The sequence below is a fragment of the Amycolatopsis sp. NPDC059027 genome (assembly GCF_042739735.1).
Taxonomy (GTDB): Bacteria; Actinomycetota; Actinomycetes; order Mycobacteriales; family Pseudonocardiaceae; genus Amycolatopsis.
Genome location: NZ_JBHYIK010000001.1, coordinates 260,377 through 282,569 on the forward strand (window position 1 = coordinate 260,377; position 22,193 = coordinate 282,569).

The 22,193-nt window shown below is 68.5% G+C and carries 17 protein-coding genes; 11 read left to right on the forward strand and 6 right to left on the reverse strand.

What is annotated here, in order from left to right; all coding sequences use genetic code 11:
- Positions 1-54: 54 nt before the first annotated feature.
- Genes ACFWY9_RS01205 through sdhC form a run of 4 tightly spaced genes read right to left on the reverse strand, consistent with a single transcriptional unit; the run spans position 55 to position 3,470 of the window.
- Positions 55-825 carry a succinate dehydrogenase iron-sulfur subunit gene (locus ACFWY9_RS01205; protein WP_378327504.1) on the reverse strand — a complete coding sequence of 257 codons (771 nt, stop codon included), beginning with the start codon at positions 823-825 and terminating at the stop codon, positions 55-57.
- On the reverse strand, positions 825-2,579 hold the full coding sequence (gene sdhA / locus ACFWY9_RS01210) for a succinate dehydrogenase flavoprotein subunit (protein WP_378327503.1): 1,755 nt from the start codon (positions 2,577-2,579) through the stop codon (positions 825-827). The genes ACFWY9_RS01205 and sdhA overlap by 1 nt, the downstream gene beginning before the upstream one ends.
- Positions 2,580-2,611: 32 nt before the next feature.
- Positions 2,612-3,025: a succinate dehydrogenase hydrophobic membrane anchor subunit gene (locus ACFWY9_RS01215; RefSeq protein WP_378327502.1), complete on the reverse strand. Its 414-nt coding sequence runs from the start codon at positions 3,023-3,025 to the stop codon at positions 2,612-2,614.
- A 1-nt stretch (position 3,026) separates the two neighbouring features.
- Positions 3,027-3,470: a succinate dehydrogenase, cytochrome b556 subunit gene (sdhC, locus tag ACFWY9_RS01220; protein WP_378327501.1), complete on the reverse strand. Its 444-nt coding sequence runs from the start codon at positions 3,468-3,470 to the stop codon at positions 3,027-3,029.
- 467 nt (positions 3,471-3,937) lie between these two features.
- On the opposite strand from sdhC, the gene ACFWY9_RS01225 reads away from it, so the two are divergent.
- The 9 genes from ACFWY9_RS01225 to ACFWY9_RS01265 all read left to right on the forward strand — a co-directional run bounded on the left by ACFWY9_RS01225 (position 3,938) and on the right by ACFWY9_RS01265 (position 16,624).
- Entirely contained in the window at positions 3,938-6,829 is a 2,892-nt protein-coding gene (locus ACFWY9_RS01225; RefSeq protein WP_378327500.1) for a Tat pathway signal sequence domain protein, read from the forward strand.
- Positions 6,826-8,697: a glycoside hydrolase family 97 catalytic domain-containing protein gene (locus ACFWY9_RS01230; protein ID WP_378327499.1), complete on the forward strand. Its 1,872-nt coding sequence runs from the start codon at positions 6,826-6,828 to the stop codon at positions 8,695-8,697. The genes ACFWY9_RS01225 and ACFWY9_RS01230 overlap by 4 nt, the downstream gene beginning before the upstream one ends.
- A 319-nt stretch (positions 8,698-9,016) precedes the next feature.
- On the forward strand, positions 9,017-10,150 hold the full coding sequence (locus tag ACFWY9_RS01235; RefSeq protein ID WP_378327498.1) for a BMP family protein: 1,134 nt from the start codon (positions 9,017-9,019) through the stop codon (positions 10,148-10,150).
- Between the two features lie 83 nt (positions 10,151-10,233).
- A complete protein-coding gene (locus ACFWY9_RS01240; protein ID WP_378327497.1) occupies positions 10,234-11,850 on the forward strand; it encodes an ABC transporter ATP-binding protein in 1,617 nt (538 codons plus the stop codon).
- Positions 11,847-12,944 carry an ABC transporter permease gene (locus ACFWY9_RS01245; RefSeq protein WP_378327496.1) on the forward strand — a complete coding sequence of 366 codons (1,098 nt, stop codon included), beginning with the start codon at positions 11,847-11,849 and terminating at the stop codon, positions 12,942-12,944. The genes ACFWY9_RS01240 and ACFWY9_RS01245 overlap by 4 nt, the downstream gene beginning before the upstream one ends.
- Complete coding sequence (locus ACFWY9_RS01250; RefSeq protein ID WP_378327495.1) at positions 12,941-14,209, forward strand: ABC transporter permease; 1,269 nt, start codon at positions 12,941-12,943, stop codon at positions 14,207-14,209. The genes ACFWY9_RS01245 and ACFWY9_RS01250 overlap by 4 nt, the downstream gene beginning before the upstream one ends.
- Positions 14,209-14,610: a cytidine deaminase gene (locus ACFWY9_RS01255; RefSeq protein ID WP_378327494.1), complete on the forward strand. Its 402-nt coding sequence runs from the start codon at positions 14,209-14,211 to the stop codon at positions 14,608-14,610. The genes ACFWY9_RS01250 and ACFWY9_RS01255 overlap by 1 nt, the downstream gene beginning before the upstream one ends.
- A gap of 230 nt (positions 14,611-14,840) precedes the next feature.
- Complete coding sequence (locus tag ACFWY9_RS01260) at positions 14,841-15,257, forward strand: hypothetical protein (RefSeq protein WP_378327493.1); 417 nt, start codon at positions 14,841-14,843, stop codon at positions 15,255-15,257.
- An 83-nt stretch (positions 15,258-15,340) separates the two neighbouring features.
- Positions 15,341-16,624 carry a thymidine phosphorylase gene (locus tag ACFWY9_RS01265; protein WP_378327589.1) on the forward strand — a complete coding sequence of 428 codons (1,284 nt, stop codon included), beginning with the start codon at positions 15,341-15,343 and terminating at the stop codon, positions 16,622-16,624.
- A 307-nt stretch (positions 16,625-16,931) separates the two neighbouring features.
- Here ACFWY9_RS01265 and ACFWY9_RS01270 read toward each other — a convergent pair whose 3' ends face one another.
- Positions 16,932-18,029 carry a PA containing protein gene (locus tag ACFWY9_RS01270; RefSeq protein ID WP_378327492.1) on the reverse strand — a complete coding sequence of 366 codons (1,098 nt, stop codon included), beginning with the start codon at positions 18,027-18,029 and terminating at the stop codon, positions 16,932-16,934.
- A 213-nt stretch (positions 18,030-18,242) separates the two neighbouring features.
- On the opposite strand from ACFWY9_RS01270, the gene ACFWY9_RS01275 reads away from it, so the two are divergent.
- A complete protein-coding gene (locus ACFWY9_RS01275; RefSeq protein WP_378337859.1) occupies positions 18,243-19,364 on the forward strand; it encodes an adenosine deaminase in 1,122 nt (373 codons plus the stop codon).
- 110 nt (positions 19,365-19,474) lie between these two features.
- Entirely contained in the window at positions 19,475-20,695 is a 1,221-nt protein-coding gene (locus tag ACFWY9_RS01280) for an MFS transporter (protein ID WP_378337860.1), read from the forward strand.
- A 121-nt stretch (positions 20,696-20,816) separates the two neighbouring features.
- On the opposite strand, the gene ACFWY9_RS01285 is transcribed toward ACFWY9_RS01280, so the two are convergent.
- Positions 20,817-22,088: a primosomal protein gene (locus tag ACFWY9_RS01285; RefSeq protein WP_378327489.1), complete on the reverse strand. Its 1,272-nt coding sequence runs from the start codon at positions 22,086-22,088 to the stop codon at positions 20,817-20,819.
- Between the last annotated feature and the right edge of the window lie 105 nt (positions 22,089-22,193).

Genomic DNA, 22,193 nt, shown 5'->3' on the forward strand with positions numbered 1-22,193 from the left:
ACATTGAGGGACTCAGAGTCCCTCAATGTGGCATTCACGGACCTTGGAGCATGGTTAGACGCGTTTGAAGAGGAGGGCGCGTTTGACCTCTTGGATGGCCTTCGTGACCTGGATGCCCCGAGGACAGGCGTCGGTGCAGTTGAACGTGGTCCGGCAGCGCCAGACGCCCTCGGAGTCGTTGAGGATGTCGAGACGCTCTTCGGCGGCTTCGTCACGCGAGTCGAAGATGAAGCGGTGCGCGTTGACGATCGCGGCGGGGCCGAAGTACGAGCCGTCGTTCCAGTACACCGGGCACGAGGACGTGCAGCAGGCGCACAGGATGCACTTGGTCGTGTCGTCGAACCGGTCGCGGTCGGCCTGCGACTGGATCCGCTCGCGCGAGGGCTCGTTGCCGTACGAGATCAGGTACGGCTTGATCGAGCGGTACGCCTCGAAGAACGGGTCCATGTCGACGTAGAGGTCCTTCAACGTCGTCAGGCCCTTGATCGGCGCGATCGTGATCACGGTCGGCTTGCCGTTCTTTTCCAGCAGGTCCTTCATCAGCACCTTGCAGGCCAGCCGGTTGATCCCGTTGATCTGCATGGCGTCCGACCCGCACACGCCGTGCGCGCACGAGCGGCGGAAGGAGAACGTGCCGTCGATGTAGTCCTTGACGTAGAACAGCAGGTTCAGCAGCCGGTCGGTGCGCTGCGCCGGGACGTCGTAGGACTCCCAGTGCGGCTCCTCGTCGACCTCCGGGTTGAACCGCAGGATCTTCAGCGTGACCGTGATCGGGGTGTGCTCGTCCGAAGAGGACGGAGCTTCCTCGGTGGTAGCCGCAGTCATCAGTACTTCCGCTCCATCGGTTCGTAGCGGGTGAAGGTCACCGGCTTGTAGTCGAGCCGGATGTCGGACGACAGACCAGAACCCTGCTTGTAGGCCATGGTGTGCCGCATGAAGTTCGTGTCGTCGCGGTTCGGGTAGTCCTCGCGCGCGTGGCCGCCGCGGGATTCCTTACGCGCCAGGGCACCGACGACGAGGACCTCGGCCAGCTCCAGCAGGAAGCCCAGCTCGACGGCCTCGAGCAGGTCGGTGTTGTACCGCTTGCCCTTGTCCGCCACGGTGATCCGGCCGTACCGCTCCTTCAGCGCCTGGATGTCGGTCAGCGCCTGCTTGAGCGTGTCCTCGGTGCGGTACACCGAAGCGTGCGAGTCCATCGTCTGCTGCATTTCCTTGCGGATGTCGGCGACGCGCTCGTCACCGTGCTCGGAAAGCAGCTGCGAGAGCTGCTCCTCCACCAAGGAAGCCGGGGTCTCCGGCAGCTCGACGTGCTCGTGCGCCAGCGCGTACTCCGCGGCGGCGATGCCGGCGCGGCGGCCGAACACGTTGATGTCCAGCAGCGAGTTCGTGCCCAGGCGGTTCGAGCCGTGCACGGACACGCACGCGACCTCGCCCGCGGCGTACAGGCCGGGGATGACATTTTCGTTGTCCCGCAACGCTTCGCCGTGGACGTTGGTCGGGATGCCGCCCATGACGTAGTGGCACGTCGGGAACACCGGCACCGGCTCCTTCACCGGGTCGACGCCCAGGTAGGTCCGGGAGAACTCGGTGATGTCGGGAAGCTTGGTCTCCAGCACCTCGACCGGCAGGTGCGTGACGTCGAGGACGACGTAGTCCTTGTTCGGGCCACAACCGCGGCCCTGCAGCACTTCCTGCACCATCGAGCGCGCCACGATGTCGCGCGGCGCGAGGTCCTTGATGGTCGGGGCGTAGCGCTCCATGAAGCGCTCGCCCGAGGCGTTGCGCAGGATCCCGCCCTCGCCGCGGACGGCTTCGGAAATGAGAATCCCGAGGCCGGCGAGGCCGGTCGGGTGGAACTGGAAGAACTCCATGTCCTCCAGCGGCAAGCCCTTGCGGAAGATGATGCCGAGGCCGTCACCGGTGAGGGTGTGCGCGTTCGACGTCGTCTTGAAGATCTTGCCCGCGCCGCCGGTGGCGAACACGACCGACTTCGCCTGGAAGACGTGCAGCTCGCCGGTGGCCAGCTCATAGGCGACGACGCCGGAGGCGACCGGGTGGCCGTTCTCGTCCTCGCTCGTCACCAGGTCGAGAACGTAGAACTCGTTGAAGAACTCGGTCCCGTGCTTGACGCAGTTCTGGTACAGCGTCTGCAGGATCATGTGCCCGGTGCGGTCCGCGGCGTAGCAGGCGCGGCGCACCGCGGCCTTGCCGTGGTCACGGGTGTGCCCGCCGAACCGGCGCTGGTCGATCTTGCCCTCGGGCGTGCGGTTGAACGGCAGGCCCATCTTCTCCAGGTCGAGCACCGCGTCGATGGCCTCCTTGGCCATGATCTCCGCGGCGTCCTGGTCGACGAGGTAGTCGCCGCCCTTGACCGTGTCGAAGGTGTGCCACTCCCAGTTGTCCTCTTCGACGTTCGCCAGCGCGGCACACATGCCGCCCTGCGCCGCGCCGGTGTGCGAACGCGTGGGGTAGAGCTTGGTGAGTACCGCGGTGCGGGCGCGCTGGCCGGATTCGATGGCCGCGCGCATCCCGGCGCCACCGGCGCCGACGATCACCACGTCGTACTTGTGGAACTGCATCAGGTTCTCCGCTTACGTGCGTGTGGTGGACGTCAGTTGGCGGGCATGTTCGGGTCGAACGTGAAGATCACCATCGTGCCGACAGCGAGGATCAGCGCCATCGAGACGTAGAGGACGATCTTCAGCCAGAACCGCGTGGTGTCCTTGCGGGCGTAGTCGTCGATGATCGTGCGGAGCCCGTTGCCACCGTGGATCTGGGCGAGCCACAGCATCGCCAGGTCCCAGAACTGCCAGAACGGCGACGCCCAGCGGCCGGCCACGAAGCCCCAGTTGATCCGGTGCACACCGCCGTCGAGGATGTTCATGATCAGCAGGTGGCCGAGCACCAGGATGATCAGGGCCAGGCCTGAGATCCGCATGAACAGCCAGCTGTACAGCTCGAAGTTGCTGCGCCGGGCGGCCGGGCGCCGCGGCGCGCGCGGGCGGTCGAGAACGAGGTCGGCCATGTCAGTTACCCCCGAACAGCGTTTCGACGGTGCGCTTCATCATGAAGAACGCCCCGGGAACCATCACCACGACCCACACGATCCCGATGACCCACAGCATCGCCTTCTGCAGCTTCGGGCCCTTCGACCAGAAGTCGACCAGCATGACCCGCAGGCCGTTCAGCGCGTGGAAGAGCACCGCGCCGACCAGGCCGACCTCCATGAGGTTCACCAGCGGCGTCTTGTAGGTCTCGATCACCTGGTCGTAGGTGTTCGGCGACACGCGCACCAGCGCGGTGTCGAGCACGTGCACGAACAGGAAGAAGAATGTGAGCACGCCGGTGATGCGGTGCAGCACCCAGGACCACATGCCGGGGTCGCCCCGGTAGAAGGTCCCCTTCCGGCGTGAGGCACCCGCCCGATCGCTCGCCCCTGCCTCAGTGGCAGTGCTCGCCGTGGTGGACATCGGTGAACGGCCTCCAACGTCATGGCTGTGTTGCCCGGCTGACCGCTGAGGTCCGCACTCGCCGCCGGGGAGCCAGGCGTCCACTAGGGACACAACTCCGGCGACAATGCCGAGATCAAGGTCATCGAGCGTGGATGCAAGGGATGCTAGACCCGGCACCGGCGACCGGCTCACCTCCGGGTTCGTCTCTGTGATGGACCAGACACCCGGTACAAGGGCGGATCGCCCGGACGTGTGGCGCAGGGCACGCGTCCGCGGGGTTGTACGGTCTGCGTGAAGCGTCGTACATCCGATCTTTGCGGCATTGTGGTCGATATCACGCATTCCGGCGCTGTTCCGCTTATCGGGAGCTATCCGGCCGGATGGCGTGTTTTCTGCGGAGGGTTGTTGACGGTTTCTGCGTGGTCTCTTACGTTCATTTCACGCCAGACATCCGACCAATCGTCGGAACTCACGATGGGGTGACGATGACGCAGCCCGCTGGTTTCCCCCGGCGCGACCTCCTCGGCGGCACGATGGCCGGGATTCTCGCCACCACGTTCGCCGCCGGGACGCCCGCCGCCGCGGCCGGGAAACCGCTGGACAGCGACGCTTTCCCGCCACAGCCCGGGGGCATGTCCGACGAGCAGTGGGCGCGCTTCCTCGCCGCGCAGGATCTGCGCTGGCAGCGCCTCCCGCGTACCTGGTACGAGGGCGCGTTCCTGGGCAACGGCTTCGTCGGCGCGCAGGTCTACCGGGAGCAGACGCCGTCGAACAGGAGCGCGCTGAAGTTCACCGTCGACCACAGCGAGAGCCAGGATCACCGGCCCGCCTTCGGCAACGAGTGGGGCGTCGCGCGGCTGCCGATCGGCAAGGTGCTGCTCACTTCGTCCGGCACGCTCACCGGCGCGGACCTGCGGCTCGATCTGTGGAACGCGGAACTCTCCGGAACGGTCACCACCGACCGGGGGACCTTGGAGATCCACGCGTTCGTGCACTCCACCCAGCAGCTGCTGGTGATCGACGTCCGCCCGAGCGCGGGGGAGCGCGGCTTCTCGCTCGCGTTCGAACCGCTGCCCGCGGTCAGCCCGCGCATCGTCCGCGAGCAGCCGCCGAAGGGGTTCGATCCCAACCCGGGGTGGACGACCCGCGACGAGCGGGACGTCTCCTTCGTGACCCAGCCGCTGTTCGCGGGCGGCCAGAACGCGACGGCGTATCAGCTCCGGCGGGCCGCGCACGGTGGGCGCACGCTCGTGCTCTCGACGGCGCACAGCTTTCCCGGCGCCGAAGCCGAGCAGTCCGTGCGGACGGCGATCGGCGCGGCGGGCACGATCGGCGCGCTGCGCGCCACGCACCGCCAGTGGTGGCACGCCTTCTACCGGCGCAGCTTTCTGTCCATTCCGGACGCGAAGCTGCAGAGCTTCTACTGGATCCAGCTGTACAAACTCGCGTCCGCAGCCCGCGCGGAGGCGCCGATCATGGCCACCACCGGGCCGTGGCTGGAGCCGACGCCGTGGCCGTCGGTGTGGTTCAACCTCAACGCGCAGCTGGAGTACTGGCCGGTCCACGGCTCGAACCACCTCGAACTCGACCCGATCCCGCGCACGGTCCGCGGGAACCAGCAGACGCTGATCGACGGCTTGAGACCCGAATACCGCGCCGATTCGATGGGGCTGCGGCGCAGCACCGACGCGCGCTTCGCGGACGCCGGATACGTCGGCGTGCCGAATCCCGACAGCGACGCCGAGATCGGTGACCTGCCCTGGCTGCTGCACAACGTCTGGCTGAGCTACCGGCACACGATGGACGTCGCGATCCTGCGCGACGACCTGTTCCCGGTGCTGCGCAAGGCGATGAACTATTACCTGCACTTCCTGAAGTACGGCGCCGACGGCCGGTTGCACCTGCCGCCGACGTTCTCGCCCGAGTACGGCCGCGCGCCCGACTGCAACTACGACCTCGCGCTGATCCGCTGGAGCTGCCGGACCCTGCTGGACGCGGCGAAGACGCTGGGCATCGACGATCCGCTCGCGCCGAAGTGGCGCGAGGTGCTCGCGAAGCTCGTCGACTATCCGGTCGACGAGAACGGCCTGATGATCGGCACCGGCGTCCCGTTCGCCAAATCGCACCGGCACTATTCGCACATCCTGGCTGCGTATCCGCTGTATCTGCTCAATGTGGACGATCCGGCGCAGGCCGCGCTCATCGCGAAGTCGCTGGACCACTGGATCAGCTTCGAGGGCGCCCTGCGCGGGTTCAGCTTCACCGGCGCCTCGTCGCTGTCGTCGGCGCTGGGCAGGGGCGAGGACGCGGTGAAGCACCTCCGCGAGTTCGTCGCGCGGTTCGCGCAGGCCAACACGATGTACTACGAGGCGGGGCCGGTAATCGAGACGCCGCTCTCGGCGGCTCAGTCGGTGCACGACATGTTGTGCCAGAGCTGGGGTGACACGGTTCGGCTCTTCCCCGCGCTCCCGGCGGCCTGGCGCGACGTCGTCCTGCACGACTTCCGCACGCAGGGCGCTTTCCTGGTGAGCGCGGCGCGCAAAGCCGGGGTCACCACGTTCGTCCGCGTGCGCAGCCTCGCCGGGCAGCCGCTGAAGCTGAAGCCGTCGATCGACGGGCCGGTGACGGTCGAAGGCGCGCGGCGCTGGCGCCGATGTCCTAACGGGACACTTGAGATCGACCTGCCGCGCGGTGGCGAGGTCCTCGTGTATCCGCGCGGGAGACGTCCGGACACCACGATCGCGCCGGTCCCGATCAGCGAACCGGCGCCGCCGTGGGGACTGCCGATGCTGCCGCCGAGCGGTCAGCAGGTTCCGGTGGATCTGGCCGGTGTGCTCAATTCCGACGGCGTGACCAGTGAGTTCTACCTCGGCGACGGGGATTTCGACGGCGCGGGCAACACCTACCCGGCCGCGCAACTGCCGCAGACCGGGCAGCTCACCGACGACGGCGTGCCGTTCCTCTTCGTCAACGGCGCCGAGGGCACGCCGAACAACTTCGTCGGCACCGGGCAGGCGATTCCGTTGCCCGCCGGGAACTACGCCGTGCTGCACGTGCTCGGCGCGGCCGACACCGGCAAGAGCACCACGCCGCTCACAGTGTCCTATAAGGACGGAACCACGGCGCAGGTTCCCTTGCGGCTCACCGACTGGCGGACCGCCGCGGCGTTCGGTGAGACCGAAGCCGTCGTCACCACCCAGCTGCACACCCGGGCCGGGATCCAGGCGGCGCGGCTGGCGATCTTCCACCAGCGCGTCCCGCTCGACGCCGCCCGCGAGGTCGTCTCGGTGACCCTGCCTGCCGCCACCGCCCCGCGCCCGCACCTGTTCGCGCTCACCTTGGAGAAACGGCACGTCGAGAACGGAGCGATGGCATGAGGAAGAGAGCTGTGCTGGCGAGCGCGCTGGTGGTGACGTCGGCGGTGGTCGGACTGCCCGCTTCGGGGCAGGCCTCGTCCGCGACGCGCTGGATACTGACGGCACCCGGTATGTCCGTCCAAAAAGGAGCGACGCCGGAAGCCCATATCGCGCTGGACCGCGGACGGCTCACGCTGTCGGTCACCCGCGGCGCGACGACGGTGCTGGAGCCCTCGGCGCTGGGCGTCGAAACCGCGAACGGCGATCTGACGAGCGGGCTCGCGGTCACCGGGTTCTCGCAGCGGCCGATCCACGAGAAGTACGAGACCAAGGTCGGCAGGCGGCTGAACCACACCGTCGACGCCGCCGAGACGACGTTGAACCTGCGTGGGTCCGGCGGGCAGACGTTCGCGGTGGTTTTCCGGGTGTCCGCGGACGGCGTCGCGTACCGGTATGTCTTCGACACTCCTAAGTGGACGACAGTGGTCCGCGAGGCGTCGGAGTTCGCGGTGCCGCAGACGGCCGATTCGTTCCTGCTGCCGTACGACAACGGCCGCAGTGACTACGAGAGCATTCACGTCCACCGTCCGGTGGCCCAGCAGGATCCCGTCGAGTACGGCTACCCGTCTTTGTTCCACGTCGGCGACTCGTGGCTGACCGTGCTGGAGTCGGATCTCGACGGCAGCTACGGCGGTTCGCGGCTCAAGCTGGACGCGGCGTCCAAGCGCTTCGGACTCGTCCTGCCCGATCCGGCCGAGGTCGCGAAGGGCCCACTGCGGACACCGTGGCGGGCGATGATCGTCGGCGATCTGGCCACGGTCACCGAAAGCACGCTGGTGACCGATCTGGCGAGCCCGTCGAAGCTCGCCGACACGTCGTGGATCAGGCCCGGCGTCGGCGCGTGGTCGTGGTGGTCCGACGGGCCCAGCGCGGGAAGCCTGGAGAAGCAGAAGCAGTTCGTCGACTACGCGGCGAAGATGGGCTGGGAATACACGCTCGTCGACTCCGGGTGGAACGCGAGCTGGATTCCCGAGCTGGTCAAGTACGCCGCCGATCGGCACGTCGGGATCTGGCTGTGGGCCGACGCGAAGATCACCGACACCGACAGCGAGCGCGAGAAGAACTTCAAGCAGTACCGCGACTGGGGCGTCGTCGGGCTGAAGATCGACTTCGTGGAGTCCGACCGCCAGGACCGGACGCGCTGGTACGACGCCGTGCTCGCGGCGTCGGCGAAGTACCACCTGATGCTCAACTTCCACGGCGCGCCGATCCCGCGCGGCATCGAGCGCACCTGGCCGCAGGTGATGTCGGTCGAGGCGGTCAAGGGCGCCGAGGGCACCAAGCCGAAGCCGGGCCGCGAGCCGTTCCCGATCGAGCACTACGTGACGCTGCCGTTCACCCGGAACCTGACCGGCTCGATGGACTTCACCCCGGTCACGTTCAGCGGCGTGCGGCCGAACAGCGAGGGCGGCGAGCTGGCGCTGGCGGTGGTGTACGAATCGGGCGTCCAGCACTTCGCGGACAGCGTCGAGAGCTACCAGGCGCGTCCGGTGGCCGAACGCCTGCTCAGCCACGTCCCGACGGTGTGGGACGAGACGCGGCTGCTCGCAGGCGACCCCGGCAAGCTCGCCGTGTTCGCCCGGCGATCCGGCGCCGAGTGGTACGTCGGCGCGATCACCGCGGGCCCCGCGACCCGGCTGGACACGCCGCTGACGTTCCTGCCGCCCGGCGACTGGCTCGCCGAGATCTACGGCGACGGGGCCGACGGCAAACTCGTCCAGACCACTCAGCGGGTCACACCGGGTAGCGCCCTGAGCGTCCCGGTCGCGGCCAATGGCGGTTACTCGGCGCGCTTCTGCCAGGCCCCGCCGGGCGCCACGAGCTGCTGAAGGGGACTTTCTCCGCCCATGCCCCCGCCACCACCCTCAACGGAGACGCTTCGCGTCCAGTCTTGATCGTCAGACGAGCTGAAGGGGACTTTCAGCGCATGCGACGCGAGGAAAGTCCCCTTCAGCACTGATCACGGTCGGTAAGGGCATGATCGCGAATGCCGCCTGTCGAGTAAACGTTTGTGTTACGTAGCGTGCCTTTCCTATGGAGCCTTGTTGGCCGTTAGGTACGGTCTGGCGGTCGAACCCGGCACTGGGGCCGGGTCGTTCTCTGACACATCCGCTGGATCAGCGGGGAGGGAGACACACGGTGCGTCGCATGCGTGGAACCGCGCTGGCCGCCGCGACCATGGCCGGGGTACTCACCCTGGCCGGGTGCGCGAAGGACTCCGGCGGTGGCAGTAACAACAACGCCTCGGGCAACCAGGCAGGCAGCTGCGTGACCGCGCCGAAGCCGCCCGCGGCACCGCCGTCGTCGAGCACCAGCAAGACGGGTGAGAAGGTCGACGGCAGCAAGCTCAAGGTCGGCCTGGCCTTCGACGTCGGCGGCCGGGGCGACGCCTCGTTCAACGACGCGGCCGCCGCCGGGACGGACAAGGCGAAGTCCGAGCTCGGCGTCACCCAGGTCAGCGAGAGCACCGCCGGTGCGAGCGAGGACGAGGCCGCGAAGCAGCAGCGGCTGGAGCAGATGGCCGCGCAGGGCCTCAACCCGATCGTCGCGGTCGGGTTCGCCTACGCGAAGTCGGTCGCCGCCGTCGCCCCGAAGCACCCGGACACCAAGTTCGCGATCGTCGACGACGACTCGATCAACCTCCCGAACGTGACGCCGCTGGTCTTCGCCGAGGAGCAGGGCTCGTTCCTGGCCGGCGTCGCCGCGGCGTACAAGAGCAAGAACTGCCACGTCGGCTTCGTCGGCGGCGTCAACACCCCGCTGATCCAGAAGTTCGAGGCGGGCTTCCTGCAGGGCGCGAACCAGGTCTCGAACAAGATCAAGATCGAGCACGAGTACCTCACCCCGGCCGGTGACTTCTCCGGGTTCCAGGACCCGGCGAAGGGCAACGTGAAGGCCGCGGCCGAGATCTCCAACGGCGCCGACGTCATCTACCACGCCGCCGGCGCCTCCGGTAAGGGCGTGTTCGAGGCCGCGAAGGCCAAGCAGGTCTCCGCGATCGGTGTCGACTCCGACCAGTACAACCAGAAGACCGTCGCCGACAGCAGGGACGTGATCATCACCTCGATGCTCAAGCACGTCGACGTCGCGGTGTTCGACTACCTCCGCGCGGTCGCGAAGAACGACCTGAGCTCGCTGCCGAAGCGGTTCGACCTCAAGGTCGACGGCGTCGGCTACTCGACCTCGGGCGGCAAGGTCGACGACATCAAGGATGTCCTCGACGGCTACCAGGCCCAAATCGTCGCGGGCCAGATCAAGGTTTCGGACAAGCCGCAGAAGTAGTACGCAGCGCGCACGGCCCGGAAGGGGATCCCCTTCCGGGCCTCCGCTGTTTTGACGAGAAGAGAACTGGAACTCATCACCTCATGAGCACTTCCGAGTCTCCGGCCGCGGCGGTCCCCGACCGGGGTGTCCCGGCCGTCGAACTGACCGGGATCACCAAACGCTTTCCCGGCGTGGTGGCCAACTCCGACGTCAACCTCACCGTCGCCCTCGGCGAGGTGCACGCCCTCTGCGGCGAGAACGGCGCGGGCAAGTCCACCCTGATGAAGATCCTCTACGGCATGCAGCAGCCGGACGAGGGCAGCATCGCGATCAACGGCAAACCGGTGAAACTGCGCAATCCGCAGGACGCCATCAAGGCCGGGATCGGCATGGTGCACCAGCACTTCATGCTCGCCGACAACCTCACCGTCGGCGAGAACGTCTTCCTCGGCGCGGAGAACCTGCACGGCATCGGCCGGGCCGCCCGCGCGCGGCTGGCGACGCTCGCCGAGCGGACCGGCTTGAAGGCCGATCCGGGCACGCTGCTCGAAGAACTGGGCGTCGCCGACCGGCAGCGCGTCGAGATCGTCAAGGTGCTCTACCGCGGCGCGAAGATCATCATCCTCGACGAGCCCACCGCGGTGCTCGTGCCGCAGGAGGTCGACGCGCTCTTCGAGACCGTGCGCGCGATGCAGGCCGAGGGCTACACCTTCCTGTTCATCTCGCACAAACTCGACGAGGTCCGCGCGATCGCCGACTCGGTCACCGTGATCCGGCGCGGGACCACGGTCGGCACCGCCGACCCGAAGACGATCACCAGCCGCGCGCTGGCCGAGATGATGGTCGGCTCCGAACTGCCCAGCCCGGAGACCCGCGAGTCCACCGTCACCGACCGCGACGTGCTGCGGCTGGACGGCGTTCGCCTGTCGGTCGAAGGCTCGGAGCGCAACGTCCTCGACGACGTCACCTTCACCGTGCACGCGGGTGAGGTGCTCGGCATCGCCGGCGTCGAGGGCAACGGGCAGACCGAGCTGGTCGAGACGATCATGGGCATGCGCAAGGCGACCGGAGGCACGATCGAGCTGGTCGAGCAGAACGGCCGCGCGCACGACCTGACCAGGATCGGCACGCTCGCCCGCCGCGAGGCCGGGATCGGCTACATCGCCGAGGACCGCACGCGGCACAGCCTGCTGCTCACACAACCGTTGTGGGCCAACCGGATCCTCGGTTACCAATCACGCAAACCGGTCTCGAGTGGACAGTTGCTCGACATCGCGGCCGCGCGTGAGGACACCCGGCGGATCGTGCGGGAGTACGACGTCCGGACACCCGGCATCGACGTCCCCGCCGCCGCGCTTTCCGGTGGTAACCAGCAGAAGCTCATCGTCGGGCGGGAGCTGTCGGGCAACCCGGTGCTGCTCATCGCCTCGCATCCGACCCGCGGCGTCGACGTCGGCGCGCAGGCCCTGATCTGGGAACAGATCCGCCAGGCCCGCGCCGACGGCCTGGCCGTGCTGCTGGTCTCGGCGGACCTCGACGAGCTGATCGGGCTGTCGGACACCATCCAGGTCATGTTGCGTGGCAGGCTGGTCAGCCGCGCCGATCCGGCGACCGTGACCCCGCAGGAGCTGGGCTCGGCGATGACCGGTGCCGGTGACGACGCCGCGGAGTCCACTGTGGACACCGGGGACAACGCGGAAGGGGGTGCGGCGGAATGAGTTCGTGGCGCACGAAGGTGCTGCCGCCGCTGCTGGCGATCGTGTTCGCCCTGCTGCTGTCGGCGATCGCGCTGATCATCTCCGGCGCGGATCCGCTGACCGCGTACGGCACCATGATCGGCCAGCTGTTCAAGGGCTCCACCGCCGTCGACACGGTGAACCTCGCGACGGTGTACTACCTCGCCGGGCTCGCGGTGGCCATCGGGTTCCAGATGAACCTGTTCAACATCGGGGTCGAGGGCCAGTACCGCTTCGCCGCGGTGACCACCGCGATCATCGGCGGCGCGCTGAACCTGCCCCCGGTCATCCACACCGTGGTGATCCTGCTGGTCGCGTTGCTGGCCGGTGCGCTGTACGCGGCGATCCCGGCGATCCTCAAGGTGACTCGCGGGGTCAGCGAGGTCATCTCGACGATCATGCTGAACTCGATCGTCGGCGGCATCGTCGCGTTCCTGATCAACCCGGACGCGTTCGGCGTGCTGACCGGCAACAACCTCGGCACCAAGCCGATCGCGCCGTCCGGGCACATCCCCGGCATCCCGCTGGGCTCGGGCACGCTGTTCGGGTTCGTGATCATCGCCGCGCTGATCGGCGCGGGCTACTGGTTCATGCTCAACCGGACCCGGTTCGGCTTCGAGCTGAAGGCCAGCGGCGAGTCGCCGACGGCGGCCGCGGCGGGTGGTGTCAACGCCAAGAAGATGACGTTGATCGCGATGCTCACCTCCGGTGCGGTGGCGGGCCTGATCGCGATGCCGGAACTGCTCGGCCGCGACTTCAGCTACGGCATCACCTCGACCCAGATGTACGGCTTCACCGGGATCGCCGTCGCGCTGCTCGGCCGGAACCACCCCGGCGGGATCGCGCTCGGCGCGCTGCTGTGGGCGTTCCTCGACAAGTCCGCGGTGTCGCTGGAGCAGATCCACGTGTCCAAGGAGATCGCCACGATCATGCAGGGGATCATCGTGTTGTCGGTCGTCGTGGCCTACGAGGTCGTGCGGCGCGCCGACCTGGCCGCCGAGCAGCGCCGGGTCGGCCGCGCGCTGGCCGGCAACGGCCGCAAGGGATCGAGCGTCGCGGAAGGGGGTGCGGTGTGACGATCACCGAGAACCCGTCAGCCGCTCCGGTCACGGTCGCGGTGCGCCGCGGGAACCGGATTCCGGGCTGGCTCAAGGGTGTCATCTGGGCCGTCGTGGCGATCGCCGTGCTGTCCATGGCGTCGTACGCCACCGGCGTCGACACGCTGACGTCGAGCAACACCGCGCACACCGCGTTGCGTCTCGCGCTGCCGATCCTGCTGTGCGCCCTCGGCGGTCTGTGGGCCGAACGCGCCGGCGTGGTCAACATCGGTCTCGAGGGCATGATGATCCTCGGGACGTGGGGTGCCGCGTGGGGCGCGTACTACGGCGGTGTCTGGGCCGGTCTGGTCGCGGCGATCGTGTTCGGCGCGCTCGGCGGCCTGCTCCACGCCGTCGCGACGGTCACCTTCAACGTCAACCACATCGTCTCCGGTGTGGCGATCAACCTGCTCGGCCTCGGCATCGCGAAGTACCTGTCGAACCTGGTGTTCACGCCGCTGTCCGGCAATCCGCGGCAGTCGCCGCCGGTGCCGAAGTTCGACACCTACTCGGCGACGTTCCTCGGCGACTGGCTCGGCGATCTGGAAAAGGCAAGGCGCGTCGGGATTTCCGACGTCGCCGGGATTCTGCACGGCCTGGTCACCGAGGTCGCCCCGCTGACGATGCTGGCGATCGTGCTCGTGCCGGTGAGCTACCTCGTGCTGTGGCGGACCCGGTTCGGCCTGCGGCTGCGTTCGTGCGGGGAGAACCCCGTCGCGGCGGAGTCGCTCGGCGTCAACGTCTACCTGCACAAGTACGTCGCGATGCTCATTTCCGGTGGGCTGGCGGGTATGGGCGGGGCGTCGCTCGTGCTGCTTTCCGGCGGCGCGGACTACCTGGAGAACCAGACCAACAGCCGCGGCTACATCGGCCTCGCCGCGATGATCTTCGGCAACTGGCGGCCCGGCGGGCTGCTCGGCGGCGCGGCGCTGTTCGGCTACGCGGACGGCCTGCAGCTTTCCGGCGGGGGCAAGGCCGTGCTCGCGTTGCTGTACGGCACGGTGATCCTGCTCGGCGTGATCGTGGTGGTGCAGCTGATCCGGCGGCAGTGGATCGCCGCCGCGATCGGCGTCGTCGGCGCCGGGGTGCTGTACGCGATCTACTGGGCGAACGACTCGCTGCCGAGTGACCTGATCCCGTACACCGCGCACTTCGTGACGCTGATCGTGCTCGCGGTCGCCTCGCAACGGCTACGGCCACCACGCGCGGACGGCGTCCCGTACCGGCGGGGTGAGGGCGACTGATGACCAGCGTCGAGTCCACTGTGGACTGGGAGTCGTTGCGGGAGTGGGCCGTCGAGGCGGCTTCCCACGCGTACGCGCCGTATTCGGGGCTGCATGTCGGGGTCGCCGGGGTCGTGGACGACGGCAGGATCGTCACCGGCTGCAACGTCGAGAACGCCTCGTACGGGCTGGCTCTGTGCGCCGAGTGCACGATGGCCGGGCAGCTGCGGCTGTCCGGCGGCGGACGGCTCGTCGCCGTCGCGTGCCGCAGTGGCGCGGGTGAGCTGCTGATGCCGTGCGGGCGGTGCCGTCAGATCCTGTTCGAACTGGGCGGGTCGTCGTGCCTGGTGGACACGCCGAGCGGCATCCTCCCGATGGCGAAGGTCCTGCCCGACGCCTTCGGGCCGGACGACCTGCCCTGAGCGCGGGTCTCCCCGGCGGGCGGTGTGCCGTCCGCCGGGGGCCACCCCGGGACCGCGACCGGCAAGGTTAGAAATTTTCACGTCTTTGCGACGGTTTGTTACCCGTGTTACGGTCAGCCGAGCCCATGGGGGGCTAGGGGAGGGGCTGACCGAACTTCCGGTGTTATCGGTCCCACCCGGATTCATGACGGGTGACCGCTTCGGTCATCCGGGAATGGGGGTCGGCGAAAATGCTCCGGAAAATTCTGCTGGGTGCTGCGGTCATTCCGCTGGCCGCCGGTTTTCTGGTTTCCGCTCCCGCCGCCGCGTCGGCGGCCGGAACGCTCAACTGTCACGTCAACTGGAACGGCGCGATCAAGAGCTGTCTCCAGCTGGTGATGGCGCCGGACGGGCACACTCTGCAGCGGATCGTCGCCACGCAGGTCAACGACCGTGGTTGTGACACCCCGAGTGTGGAACACGACCGGGTCAACCGCACCTATTTCAAGGTCTGCACGAACAACCAGGTCCTGCAGTACGCCGACACGGACAGCCTGTGGATCGGCAAGAACTATCCGAGCGGCGCCGAATTCTGCCTCACCTGGGAGACGCTGAACCCGCCGAACACCTCGCCGACCGTGCCGAAAACCTGCGCGACGGTGAACTGAACCGGATTTCCGGTCCTGCCGTTCGGGAAAACCGTACCGGCGCCGCCGAACGGTAGGATCGGAATCCTATGAGCGAGCACAGAATCGAAGCGTTCGCGGCCGTCGACGTCATCCGCGCGAAGCGGGACGGCGGGCGGCTGAGCGACGAGCAGATCGCCTGGGTGGTCGACGCCTACACGCGCGGCGTCGTCGCCGAGGAACAGATGTCCGCGCTGGCGATGGCGATTTTCCTGCGGGGCATGGAAGCGGGCGAGATCGCCCGGTGGACCGGCGCGATGATCGACTCGGGGGAGCGGCTGGCACTGAAGGTCGACCGGCCGACCGTCGACAAGCACTCGACCGGCGGCGTCGGCGACAAGATCACGCTGCCGCTGGCGCCGTTGGTCGCGGCGTGCGGTGCGGCGGTGCCGCAGCTGTCCGGGCGCGGGCTCGGGCACACCGGCGGCACACTGGACAAGCTGGAGTCGATCCCCGGCTGGCGGGCCGCACTGTCCACTGAGGAGATCACCCGGCAACTGTCCGAAGTGGGCGCGGTGATCTGCGCGGCCACCTCCGGCCTCGCGCCCGCCGACAAGAAGCTCTACGCGCTGCGCGACGTCACCAGCACGGTCGAGTCGATCCCGCTCATCGCCAGCTCGATCATGAGCAAGAAGATCGCCGAGGGCGCGGCCGGGCTGGTGCTGGACGTCAAATCCGGTTCGGGCGCCTTCATGAAAACGCTTTCGGACTCCCGGGAGCTGGCGCGGACGATGGTCGAGATCGGGGCCGCGCACGGCGTCGCGGCCACGGCCGTGCTGACGGACATGAGCGTGCCGCTCGGGCAGGCGGTCGGGAACGCGATCGAGGTCGCGGAGTCGGTCGACGTGCTGCGTGGCGGTGGGCCCGCCGACGTCGTCGAGCTGACGGTGACGCTGGCACGCGAGATGCTCGCACTGGCCGGACTGTCCTCAGTGGACCCCGCAGAAGTGCTGGCTTCGGGACGCGCGTACGAGACGTGGTGCCGGATGATCACCGCGCAGGGCGGCGACCCGGAGGCACCGCTGCCGAAACCCGCCCACGTGCACGTCGTCACCGCGCCGGAGGACGGGGTGCTGGCGTCGCTGGACGCCTACGCGGTGGGCATCGCCGCGTGGCGGCTCGGGGCCGGACGGGCGCGCAAGGAGGATCCGGTGCAGGCCGCCGCAGGCGTGCGCTGCCTGGTGAAGCCCGGTGAACCAGTGGCGGCCGGGCAGCCACTACTGGAACTGCACACCGACACTCCGGATGCCGTCCCCGCGGCACTGGCCGCTCTGACCGGTGCCTACAACGTTTCGGACACGGCCGCGGAACGCACTCCCCTGGTCTTCGACACCCTCCACACCTCCTGACCCGGCGTGTCGTCCATCCAGGTACGCGAGCCGACCGGTTCGGTACACCGGATTTAACGCGAAAATGACACTCGCCCACCGGGCGAACGGCGTGTTCGGGAGACCTCGGGTGTTCCGAACGTTCCATTGAGGACGTTCAACGTCCCGAACGCGCCGTTCAGGACGTGCTGCCGTGCGCGGTGGGCTTGCCTGTCCGCGGTCTGCCATCCACCGGGGGCAGCTCCCGGCGGTGCTTCGGAGACGACAGTGCCCCCGCCGGGAAGCCCGGCGGGGGCACTGTCGTGAAGAGTTAACGCGCGAAGATCACTCAGTCGGAGGAGTCATCCGAGGCGTCCGACGAAGCGGCCTTCGACTTGGCGTCGGCGGACTTCGGCGCGCGGCCGTTGCGCGAGCTGCGCCGCGGCTGACGCGGGGCGGGCGGCGGCGGGGCGATCTGCTGGACGGCGGGGCCGCCGCCGAGCATCAGCTCCGCGAAGGTCGCCATCGCCTCGTCGAGCTGGCCGCCGATGCGGCGGACCGACTCGTCGTTGCTCTTGCGCACCAGCGAATCCACCGAGTCGGTGTCCGGCTGCTTGGCCAGCGTGCCCTCGACCTTGGACAGCCCGCTCTTGAGCGAACCGTCGAGGTCGCCGAGCCTGCCGCCCAGATCGTTCTCCACCTTGTCGAGCCGCGAGGCCAGGTCGTCGAGCCTGCCGGTGACCGTGTCGAGCTTGCCGCCGAGGCCGTCGAGGCGCTCGGAGGAGTCGACCATCTCGCCGGTCTCGGTGACCGCGGTCTTCAGCGCCTCGGTGGCCGAGCCGATCCGCTCCTTGGTCGCGCGGTCGAGATCGTCCACGCGCGAGCGCAGTTCGGCGTCGGTGGAGTCGATCCGCTCGCGCAGCCCGGACTCGGCCAGCTCGATCCGCTCGCGGACCGGGCCGTGCACGGCGGCGGGGAGCGATTCGAGGCGCGCGTCCTGCTTGTCCAGGTGGCCGCCCAGCTCGTCGAGCCTGCGGTGGATGTTCTGCAGCTTGTCCTCGAGGCCGTCCATCCGGCCGGCGACGCCCTCGAAGCGCGCGGCGACGCCGTCGAGGCGGCCGTCGAGCTGGGCGAAGGGCTTGGCCAGCTTGTCGACGATGCTCTCGACCGCGTGGGTCAGCGCGGAGATCGCGTTGTCCTGGGCCTCGAGCCGCGACATGGCCTCGTCGAGCCGCTCGGCGAGCACGCCGACCTCGGTCCGGTCGGGCAGCTCGGACAGCCGCTTGCGGACGGCGCCCAGCGAGTCCACCGGGGCGAGCCGGGCGTAGATGTCGTCCAGCGCGTCGAAGATCTGCTGCTGCTCGCTCTCACGCACTTCGGCCGCGCGCACCAGCATGTTGCGCATCCGGTCGAAGGACGGGGCGGCAATGTGGTTGTCAGTGGTCACTGCGGTGTCCTTCGTCGGCGGGGAAAATGGGAGGGACGTGTAACGAAGCTTATCCATTGCGAAATTGCTGTGTGTATGACCCCCGTGAAGCACGCAATGCCGAGGTCGCCCCCGGATGGCCGATTCAGTCGGTGATCGTCAACGCTCAGGGTTAGGTGGAGGCTGAGCGTTAGGGCCATGTAGGGGAATGACACCAAGACTACCGTTGGATCCATGTCAGACGGAAGCACAGTAACCCCAGTAGCGCCCGTACCTCCGGCGTTGCGCGCGGAGACCCTGCGCCGCGCGCCCAAGGTCCTCCTGCACGACCATCTCGACGGCGGGCTGCGGCCCGGCACCGTCGCCGAACTCGCCGAGGCGACCGGGTACGCGGGCCTGCCCACGACCGACGTCGACGCGCTCGGACGGTGGTTCCGCGAGGCCGCCGACTCCGGTTCGCTGGTCTCGTACCTGGAGACGTTCGCCCACACGTGTGGCGTGATGCAGACGGAAGAGGCGCTGGTCAGGGTCGCCGCCGAGGCGGTGGAGGACCTCGCCGCGGACGGTGTCGTGTACGCCGAGGTTCGTTACGCACCGGAACTGTTCGTCGAACGTGGGCTGTCACTCGATGCGGTGGTCGAGGCCGTGCAGGCGGGCTTCGCCGAAGGCGTCAGCCGGGTAGCGGAGCGTGGTGCCGCCATCCGGGTGGGGACGCTGCTGTGTGCCATGCGCCAGCACGCCAGGGCGCTGGAGATCGCCGGTCTCGCGGTGCGTTACCGCGATGCCGGTGTGGTCGGGTTCGACATCGCGGGACCGGAGGACGGATTCCCGCCGACCCGTAATCTCGACGCGTTCGAGTTCCTTCGCCAGAACAATGCGCATTTCACTATTCATGCCGGCGAAGCGTTCGGGCTCGCTTCCATTTGGGAGGCCATTCAGCACTGCGGTGCCGAACGGCTCGGGCACGGGGTGCGTATCGTCGACGACATCAAGACCGACGCCGACGGAACGGTCCATTTGGGACGGTTGGCGGCCTATGTCCGGGACCGCCGGATCCCGCTGGAGATCTGCCCGACGTCCAACGTGCAGACCGGCGCGGCGCCCTCGATCGCCGAGCATCCGATCGGGCTGCTGGCCCGCCTGGGCTTCCGGGTGACCGTCAACACCGACAACCGGCTGATGAGCGGATGCTCGATGAGCAGCGAATTCGCGGCGCTGCACGAGACGTTCGGCTTCGGCCTCGACGACCTGCGGTGGTTCACCATCAATGCGATGAAATCGGCGTTCATCGATTTCGACGACCGGTTGAAGCTCATCAACACCGTGATCAAGCCGGGATACGCCGCGCTGGCCTGAGTTTCCCCGGCCCGGAACGCGGCCGCCGGATGGCGGTTGCGTTCCTTAGCATGCCCAACTATATTTCAGTATATAGGAACAGGGTCTCAAAATATGGGATAGTGGTGAGGATGTCGCAGGTCGCGAGCGCGCGTGTGGTCCGGGAAAAACCTCGGGTGAACCGGTGGCTCGTGCTCGCGCTCGGTCTCGCCGCGCAGACCGCGAGCTGCACTTTCCTGTACGGCCTTCCCTTTCTGGTCCCCGCGATGCGGACGACCGCGGGACTCACCCTCGCGCAGGCGGGCACCGTGGTCGCGGCGCCGAGTATCGGGTTGCTCTTTACCCTGATCGTGTGGGGCGCGGCTGCGGACCGTTACGGGGAGCGGCTCATCATGGCGCTCGGACTGGGCGCCTCGGGGTTACTCCTGGTGTTCGCCGCGCTCGGAACTCACTCGGTCGGCCTACTCTTCGGGGTGTTTCTGGCTGCCGGTGCGTGTTCGGCCTCGGTCAACGCGGCGAGCGGCCGGGTGGTGATGGGCTGGTTCTCCGCGTCCGAACGCGGGGTGGCGATGGGCATCCGGCAGACCGCGCAGCCGCTCGGCGTCGGCGTCGCCGCGCTGGGGCTGCCGCCGCTCGCGGAGCACTGGGGTTTCCGGGCCGCGATGCTGCTGCCCGCGGTGCTCGCGGTCGTCGTCGCCGCGCTGGTCGCCTGGCTCGTCGTCGACCCGCCGCGCCCGGCCGGGTCAGGTGCGGGGGCGGGCTCGGGCGAGAAACCGCCGTCGCCGTACCGGAAACCGGCGCTGTGGCGGCTGCACGGCGCGAGCGCGCTGCTGGTCGTCCCGCAGTTCGCGGTGTCGGCGTTCGCCCCGGTGTACCTGGTTTCGGTGCAGCACTGGAGCGTGCTGGCGGCGGGCTGGTTCCTGGCGGTGGTGCAGGTGCTGGGCGCGCTGGGCAGGCTGGCCTCGGGCTACTGGTCCGACCGCGTGGGCAGCAGGCTGCGGCCGATGCGGCAGCTGGCGGTGGCGAGCGCGGCGGCGATGCTGCTGGTCGCGCTCGGGGACGCGACCTGGCCGTGGCTGGTGGCGCTCGCGCTGGTGCTGGCGGCGGTGATCACGGTGAGCGACAACGGTCTCGGCTTCACCGCCTCCGCCGAACTCGCCGGCGTGGCGTGGTCGGGCCGCGCGATGGGCGCCCAGAACACCGCGCAGAACCTCGCCTCGGCCCTCACCCCGCCGGTACTGGGCCTGGTGATCGGGGACTCTCGGTACGCGCTGGCGTTCTGCGTCGCGGCGATCTTCCCGGCGCTGGCCATCGCCCTGGTCCCTGCCCGCGCCGAACACCTCGGCTCCTGAGCCACGGGCACACACCCGGGAAGCACTTGCCCCGGCACCCCGCATCCCGAAAAGCCGTGAAGGCCTCCTTACTGGCAGTCAGCGCCGGTAAGGAGGCCTTCACGGACCGAACGATAAGGGTCTAGACCACCGTGAGGCGGTTCTCGAACGACTCGACGAGCTTCCGCCACGCGCTCTGCTCGGCGTCGAACGGGGCCGACGGCTCGAGCCGCGTCGGGTCCGGCCGCAGCACGAACGACACCAGCCAGCCGAGGCTTTCGTTGGCGGCCAGCGCGGTTTCCGCGACGTCGTCACCCGCCCAGTCGGACGCGTCGGTGATCAGCTCGACGGCCAGCTCCAGCTGGGTCGGGTCGATCGACTCGGGGCCCTCGGCGATGTCGTCGTCGAGACCGTTGAGCACGTAGGTGTTCTCGGCGTCGACCTCGATCTCCAGCTCGCCCGCGGTGGCCCTCTGCACCACTTCGTCCCAAGTGGACACTTCGACGAGGTCGGTGTCGGCGAGTTCCTTGCCGTCCGCGATCGCGCGGACGAGGGCCTTCTCCGAGGTGAAGACGTCGATTTCGCCCTCGCTGCCGAGGAACACCGGCTTGTCGTCGAGGTAGCAGCGCAGCGTGTAGTACTCCGCGCCCGAGGTCACGATCTTGATCGGGTCGATGCCGACCTCGCCCCAGAACCCGACCGGGACGTCCTCTTCGTCGTCCTCGTCCTCGTCGTCGGAGTCCTCGTCGGTGGAGACGGCTTCCAGATCGTCGTCACCCTCGTCGGCGCCCGCCTCGGCCTCGGCCGACTCCTCGTGGAACGCGGCCAGCTCCTCGGCGGTCTGCTCCAGCACCGCGGCGTCGACCTCGGGCTGGGTCACCAGGCCGTCGATCGCGTCGAGCACGGTGTCCCATTCCTCCGACACCGCCTTGGACAGGTCGTTCCACAGCACCGTGCCCTTCTGGCCGGTGAACGGCAGCCGTCCCTGCTCCAGCAAGGAGAAGCCCTCGTGCGCGTCGAGGATCTCGTGCACGTCCTCCAGCTCGCAGACGTCGGCGAGCGAGCGGACGATGCCGATGATCTCGGCCAGCTCGGAGATGGTCCACGAGTCCGGCTCGTCGGCGACCAGCTCGGGCACGCCCACCAGGTCGTAGGAGTGGTCGTCGTCGGGGATCAGCTCGGGCACGTTCAGCGCGGGCACCGCGTCCCACGCCGGGTGGTCGAGCAGGTCGTGCTGCTCGGACGTGCGGACGAACGCGGCAAGGTGCGCGGCGTCGGGGAAGGCGTACAGGTCGTCCTCGTCGCCGAGGAACGCTTCCCACTCCTCGCCGTCCTCCCGCCAGCGCGGCGCCCACAGGGTGACCACATCGCCCTGCGGCAGGCCGAGTTCGATCGGGATGATGTCCTGTGCCATTCCTTAGCCCTCCGGATTACCGCCCGTGTACGCGCGACACCGGTTGTTCCCCCGGTCGTGCGCGGTATGCGCAGCCTACGGGTTTCCGCTCCGGCCCGCGATTGC